Origin of the sequence: Microvirga sp. HBU67558 (genome assembly GCF_018069605.1) — a bacterium.
Classification (GTDB): Bacteria; Pseudomonadota; Alphaproteobacteria; order Rhizobiales; family Beijerinckiaceae; genus Microvirga; species Microvirga terrae.
In genome coordinates this window covers 1-5588 of record NZ_JAGPUP010000381.1, presented here as the reverse complement: position 1 = coordinate 5588, position 5588 = coordinate 1, and the positions used below count along the sequence as shown (strand labels likewise).

Genomic DNA, 5588 nt, shown 5'->3' with positions numbered 1-5588 from the left:
GTCATCGGGCCCCTCCGGTTCTTCGGCCAGGGTCTCAGCCTTGTTGAGGTGAGGAGCTTTGGCCAGGCTCTGTTCGATCAACTTGCGAGCTTCGGTCTGGGTCAGCCGGCTGGATGCTGCTACCTCCCTGATCATGAAGTCCAGAGCGCCTTCGAAGATCTGCTGCTCGCTGTAGGAAGCCTCCTGCTGCTCTGAGCCACGGTTGAGATCCCGCAAAACTTCAGCAATGGCTGTCAGTTGCCCGGTCCCGATGCGCTCCTGAAGGTCGTTCGAGCGCCGGTTCCACATGCCGCGCTTGGCCATTGCCTTCCCGCTCAGGAGGTCGAGCGCCTGCTTCACCACAGCAGGTTCCGACAGCTTTCTCATGCCGCTGCTCTTGGCTTTGGTCAGGGGAATGCGAAGGGTAAGGCGGTCCTTGTCGAAGGTAATCACAAAAAGCTCAAGCTTGAACCCGGCGACCTCTTGCTCTTCGACCGCCGTGATCACACCCACACCATGGGCCGGGTACACGACCGTTTCACCAATCTCAAAGGAAAGAGCATTGTTCTTCGTGGTCATTCAGGCATGGACTCCTTGGGACACAGCTTATGCTCTCGAAGAGAGAGCCTGTGTCTTAGACGCCAGAGTTGTGATGGTCGCGTCAGCGCACCGTAAGTTTATTGAACTCGGAGTATTTTACGAGGTTCCCACGTAACGACTGGCCCATCTGATCGATACAGCTGTGTCTGGCAGAAGTACACGCCACGGCTCGGCATCGGGCGGATAATCGGTTTTGGGTTGGACATGGTCTTTAAGCACCGGCGTGTAGAGGTCCCCCTTACGCCGCCAATGCGGAACTCAGGTTAAGGTCTGCCTCGTGCGATCCGCCAGCTTTCCGGCAGTCTACAGCTTGGCGGTAGATGTAGGGACATCGGATCACCGGCTTGTAACGCCTACGAAGCCATTCTATTGTCCCGAGATCGAGACTGGCCGACGACTGAGCTGCTGTGCCTTACCGTGCATCTGCACGGGCGATCTCCCCAAGTATCGATACTCATCCAGCCAAGATGCGTCAGCGCCTTGGCTTAGGTTGCTCATCAATCGGGAAAAGGAGCTCCCATGGCGACAGGTACGGTGAAGTGGTACAACGAAACAAAAGGCTATGGCTTCATTCAGCCTGACAGCGGCGGCAAGGACGTCTTCGTCCACGCATCCGCGCTGGAACGCGCCGGTCTGCGTGGTCTGGCTGAAGGTCAGAAGGTCTCCTACGAGATCGAGTCCGACCGCCGCACCGGCAAGGAGTCAGCCTCGAACCTGAAGACAGCTTGATCAAACCCTCTCGTCATGCATTGCGCAAGAGAGGCCGCTCCGACTTGGAGCGGCCTCTGCGTTTTAGCCTATGGGCATCTCGTGCCTCCAGTTATGCAAAGGAACGCGAACATTGGCCCGCAAGAAGTCAAAGCCCCAAGAGACTGGCTATGCTCTCTTCGACGTTCTCTACGAGGATGGCTCCCGTAGCTCGAACCGGCGTGTCCCGCGCTCCCTCGTTGGCGGGCTCGACGGCGATGAGCCGGCCCGGAAAGCCATTGAGGAGCAGGACAACGCCATCGCAGAGAAGGCCGGCCGGCCCCGCATTCTGATCAAGAAGATCACGCGATCCCCCGTCTAGCCTGAACCGCCCTCCACCGCTTGGGGAGCTGAGCTAGCCCTGGCTGGTCCCTAGCGCAGTGCAATCCCTGCCCGCGATCGTCGTCATTCGCGGTGAGACCGGACGATCCTAGGCTCCGCATCGGATAGTTTATTCGCGTTATGGGAACGCAAGATAGGGAAGCAAATTCTTCTGCCCCTGTTCTGCGGGCAATACTGTCCTGTCCTCTTGTAATAATTTGATTACGCCTTATATCCTCATTATCGACTTTGGCCGGACAATCGGGCCGTTTCGCTGTTGGCATTGCCAGGCGCACGTTCAGACGCTCTCTCCAAACCATCGACGAACCGAGGTGAGGTCACGCTTCGCGTGCCTTCACTCACGTGCATCCGCATCAACCGCGAAAGGTTATTCCCATGATCATGGGCACTGTGAAATTCTACAACGACATGAAGGGCTTCGGCTTCATCCAGCCGGATGATGGCAGCAAGGACGTGTTCGTCCACGCCACCGCTCTCGAGCGCGCCGGCATGCGCAATCTTGTCGAAGGTCAGAAGGTCTCCTTCGATACGGCTGAGGACCGCCGCTCCGGCAAGATCGCCGTCAACAACATCCAGAACGCCTAAGGATGATCGGGCGCACATCGTAAGCGCCTCTTCGAAGCCGCTCCCGGGTGGAGCGGCTTTTTCTTTGCAAAGCTCCCTCGGCCGATGGTCGAGCTGACGAGGACGTAATGTACACGTTTCGAAAAGCCCCTCCTGCGAAGTCCGTCATGTTCATGGTGAACTATGACGATGGTCGCACGGCCTATCTGTGGATCGACGATCCAGCAAAGGCGAACGATACTTGGGCCATCGGAGTGATTGCCCAAGCCCAGCAAGAGCAAGGCTCCCTGCCAGAGGGCACCATCACCAGCATCAGACGTGTCCGATAGCCGGCACGGATCAGACAAAGCACCCGTATTGAGATCCATGAACTGAATGAAGCAGAAAAATTTTAGCGACCGGCTGAGTGCCGCCAGAGACGCAAAGCAGGCTATGGCCGCCAAGTTCCGTCAACGGCCCGGCCCAGATGATCCTGGTGTTGCGGAGCAGCGGGCTGCCCGGGCAGCCGTGAGTGCCGCGCGGGATGTTCGCCACGCCGAGCGGGAAGCCCAGCGCCGTGCCGAGAACGCTCAGCGCGTAGCCGACGAGGCCCGCCTTGCCGCGGAGCGGGAGGCTCTTGCGGCAGAACAAGCGGAGCAGGAAAAGCGCGCAGCCGCCGAAAAGGCAGTGAACGAGACCCGGCTAGAGGCCGAACGCAAGGCTGCCCGTGATGCCCGCTACGCGGCCCGCAAAGCACGGAAGTAGCACTTACATCTAGAGACGTCGCATGAACGGTATCTATTTGGAGACCATCATGAGCAAGAGAATGTGACGCGCGGACCAAGGGCTTGGACGAGCGTGCAGTCATTGATCGGCGTTCTCGACTAAATGCATTCTGTTGTGCATGGTCCCTTGAAAAGGGGAATGCTGTTCGAAGAGCTTTTTATGATTCCTTGGGTCTTACTCGACACGGCAAAAGTCCCGAGCGACGGAGGCGAATTGCGCCTCAAGAAGCGTGGGGCGGAGTTCTCCATCATGTTGGGCAGCAACGAGTTGATGAACAGCCGCCTTAGTGGTTCCGAAGAGGCGCTCGCTAGACTGTCTTGCCTGAGACTTCGGGGCCGCGACCGACCACAGATCCTGATCGGTGGGTTGGGGATGGGCTTCACGCTCCGCGCTGCGCTTGCCGAATTGGGACCCGATGCTCAGGTCACTGTGGCTGAACTGGTACCCGCCGTCGTGGCATGGGCCCGCGGCCCCATGGCCGAGGTGTTCGGCGACAGCCTTACCGATCCCCGCGTCAGCATCCACGAAGGGGATGTTGGCGGTCTGATCAGATCGAGCCGGTCGGCTTACGATGGGATCCTGTTGGATGTCGACAACGGACCCGAGGGACTGACACGCAAGGCCAATGACAGCCTCTACGACTTGTCGGGGCTTAGCTCCGCACGGACAGCACTGACTCCTGGTGGGGTCCTTGCCGTTTGGTCATCGGCCCCGAATAGCGCATTCACCCAGCGTCTGCGTAAGGCGGGATTTGGTGTGGATGAGGTCAGCGCTCGCGCAAACGGAACACGCGGGGGCGCAAGACACACCATCTGGATCGCGGCCAAACAAAGTGACTAACCTGCGTCGCAGGTGCAAAGCTGGAGAGACAGTGCCACGTGTAATTCGCTATTCGGCCTGTGTCCGCTTATGCACTTTGTGGGACGCCTTGCGAAGCACGCGGGATAGGGCCTCAACGGAATAGGGCTTCTGCAGCAGCTCGAACCCGTGCCCTCCCTCAGCAAGCACGTGGCTGTACCCGCTCGTCAGCACCAGCGGCAGGTCGGGATAGAGCCGTTGCACGTGGCGCGCCAACTCCACACCGTTCATGCCCGGCATCACCACGTCCGAGAACACGATGTCATGGGCGCCGGGAGATGTCGCCAACTCATCGAGCGCCGCCTGTGCACTCTCGACCCACTTGGTGCGATAGCCCAACTCTGCCAGCGTCTGCGTCACGAAGGTGCCAACGTCGCGGTTGTCCTCGACCACCAGCACGCAGGTACCGTACCCGTCTTCGGTGGTCTCCTCCTCTGGAGGGGCCACTCCGAGAGGGGCTATGACCCGGGGCAGGTACAGTGTGAATGTAGTGCCCTGGCCAACCTCGCTCTCGACAATGACCTGCCCACCTGACTGCTTAACGAACCCGAACACCTGGGACAATCCGAGGCCAGTGCCGTGGCCGACGCCCTTCGTGGTGAAAAACGGCTCGAAGATCTGATCAATCTGATCCGCCGGGATGCCTGAACCCGTGTCGGAGACCGAAATGGCCACATAAGGCGCCTTGACCGCCGCGTGTCGGCGGACGGCAGGCATTGTCTCGGCCGGCCACACGGTGATCGTGATCTGGCCCTCACTGTCCATTGCGTCACGCGCGTTGACCACGATGTTGATCAGCGCTGTGTCGAACTGACTCGGATCGGCGCTGATGAAACACGGCTTGTCGGGAAGGTAGGTGATGATCTGGATCCGTGTCCCGGTCAGCGTACGGACCATATCGCTGAGCATCCGAACGGACTGCCCCGCATCGAAGGTCTCAGGCTTGAGCGCTTGGCGCCGGGCAAAGGCGAGAAGCTGGCTCGTGAGCTTGGCGGCCCGATCCACGGTATCAGAGATCGCGGCGACATAGCGGGCCCGCCGCTCCTCTGACAAATTCGGACGCTTGAGGAGATCGGTCGACGATTTGATGACCGTGAGCAGGTTGTTGAAGTCGTGCGCCACGCCCCCGGTGAGCTGGCCTACCGCCTCCATCTTCTGGGATTGGCGCATCGCCGCCTCGGCTTTCAGGCGCTCAGCGACCTCTTGGGCCACCCTCTCCTCCAAGGTCTCGTTCAGGCGCTTGAGGTCCTCGGCGGTCTGCTCGGCCTTTTGGCGCGCGAGAAGCAGCTCTCGCTCGTATTGTCGCCGGTCAGTGGCATTGAAGAGGGTGATGCGGTTGACGACAGGCTTCCCAGCTGCGTCCCGCTTCTGGACAGCATTGGCAAGAACCGGCAAGGCACGTCCGTCGGCGCCGATCAGATCGAAGGCAATCTCGTTCACAAATCCCTGCATCCGCAGGAGCGGCGCGAAATGGGTGTCGTAGAAGATCCTGTCGCCGATGCTCAGAAGTTCCTGGAAGCACTTGTTGCCGACCAGGTCCTGCCGCTCCATACCAATCCAGGTGAGGCAAGTTTGGTTGGCTCTGATGATGGTGCCATCCGGCAGGGTCGAGAGGTAGCCGCAGGGGGCGCTCTCGTAGAGCTCCTCCGGAGTTTCGATGATCGCCTTAGAGTCCGTCCCGTAAATCATGAACACCGTCCCAAGCGGCGGACGAGGAGCATGACGGAAGCAGC

At 59.8% G+C, this 5588-nt stretch carries 8 protein-coding genes; 6 read left to right on the top strand and 2 right to left on the bottom strand.

Going from position 1 to position 5588, the window contains the following annotated elements; genetic code table 11:
• On the bottom strand, positions 1–558 hold a 558-nt coding region (locus KBI52_RS02345), incomplete at its 3' end, for a CarD family transcriptional regulator (RefSeq protein WP_210805068.1).
• A gap of 540 nt (positions 559–1098) precedes the next feature.
• Here KBI52_RS02345 and KBI52_RS02340 point away from each other — a divergent pair.
• The 6 genes from KBI52_RS02340 to KBI52_RS02315 all read left to right on the top strand — a co-directional run bounded on the left by KBI52_RS02340 (position 1099) and on the right by KBI52_RS02315 (position 3837).
• Positions 1099–1308: a cold-shock protein gene (locus KBI52_RS02340; RefSeq protein ID WP_173948611.1), complete on the top strand. Its 210-nt coding sequence runs from the start codon at positions 1099–1101 to the stop codon at positions 1306–1308.
• A gap of 70 nt (positions 1309–1378) precedes the next feature.
• Positions 1379–1648: a hypothetical protein gene (locus KBI52_RS02335; RefSeq protein ID WP_210805067.1), complete on the top strand. Its 270-nt coding sequence runs from the start codon at positions 1379–1381 to the stop codon at positions 1646–1648.
• A 395-nt stretch (positions 1649–2043) separates the two neighbouring features.
• On the top strand, positions 2044–2253 hold the full coding sequence (locus tag KBI52_RS02330) for a cold-shock protein (protein ID WP_210805065.1): 210 nt from the start codon (positions 2044–2046) through the stop codon (positions 2251–2253).
• 146 nt (positions 2254–2399) lie between these two features.
• Positions 2400–2561, top strand: coding sequence for a hypothetical protein (locus KBI52_RS02325; protein WP_210805063.1), 162 nt, complete (start codon positions 2400–2402; stop codon positions 2559–2561).
• A 46-nt stretch (positions 2562–2607) separates the two neighbouring features.
• A complete protein-coding gene (locus KBI52_RS02320; RefSeq protein ID WP_210805061.1) occupies positions 2608–2976 on the top strand; it encodes a DUF6481 family protein in 369 nt (122 codons plus the stop codon).
• A 180-nt stretch (positions 2977–3156) separates the two neighbouring features.
• The gene (locus tag KBI52_RS02315; protein ID WP_173948697.1) at positions 3157–3837 is read left to right on the top strand and encodes a hypothetical protein; all 681 of its coding nucleotides are present in this window, start codon (positions 3157–3159) and stop codon (positions 3835–3837) included.
• 48 nt (positions 3838–3885) lie between these two features.
• Here KBI52_RS02315 and KBI52_RS02310 read toward each other — a convergent pair whose 3' ends face one another.
• A complete protein-coding gene (locus KBI52_RS02310; RefSeq protein ID WP_262266340.1) occupies positions 3886–5544 on the bottom strand; it encodes a PAS domain-containing hybrid sensor histidine kinase/response regulator in 1659 nt (552 codons plus the stop codon).
• Between the last annotated feature and the right edge of the window lie 44 nt (positions 5545–5588).

What these genes read in the sequence shown, in the direction of transcription:
- KBI52_RS02335 (WP_210805067.1), top strand. Translation starts at nt 1,379, where the DNA reads ATGGGCATCTCGTGCCTCCAGTTATGCAAAGGAACGCGAACATTGGCC.
- KBI52_RS02325 (WP_210805063.1), top strand. Translation starts at nt 2,400, where the DNA reads ATGTTCATGGTGAACTATGACGATGGTCGCACGGCCTATCTGTGGATC.
- KBI52_RS02310 (WP_262266340.1), bottom strand. Translation starts at nt 5,544, where the DNA reads ATGATTTACGGGACGGACTCTAAGGCGATCATCGAAACTCCGGAGGAG.
- KBI52_RS02340 (WP_173948611.1), top strand. Translation starts at nt 1,099, where the DNA reads ATGGCGACAGGTACGGTGAAGTGGTACAACGAAACAAAAGGCTATGGC.
- KBI52_RS02315 (WP_173948697.1), top strand. Translation starts at nt 3,157, where the DNA reads ATGATTCCTTGGGTCTTACTCGACACGGCAAAAGTCCCGAGCGACGGA.
- KBI52_RS02320 (WP_210805061.1), top strand. Translation starts at nt 2,608, where the DNA reads ATGAAGCAGAAAAATTTTAGCGACCGGCTGAGTGCCGCCAGAGACGCA.
- KBI52_RS02330 (WP_210805065.1), top strand. Translation starts at nt 2,044, where the DNA reads ATGATCATGGGCACTGTGAAATTCTACAACGACATGAAGGGCTTCGGC.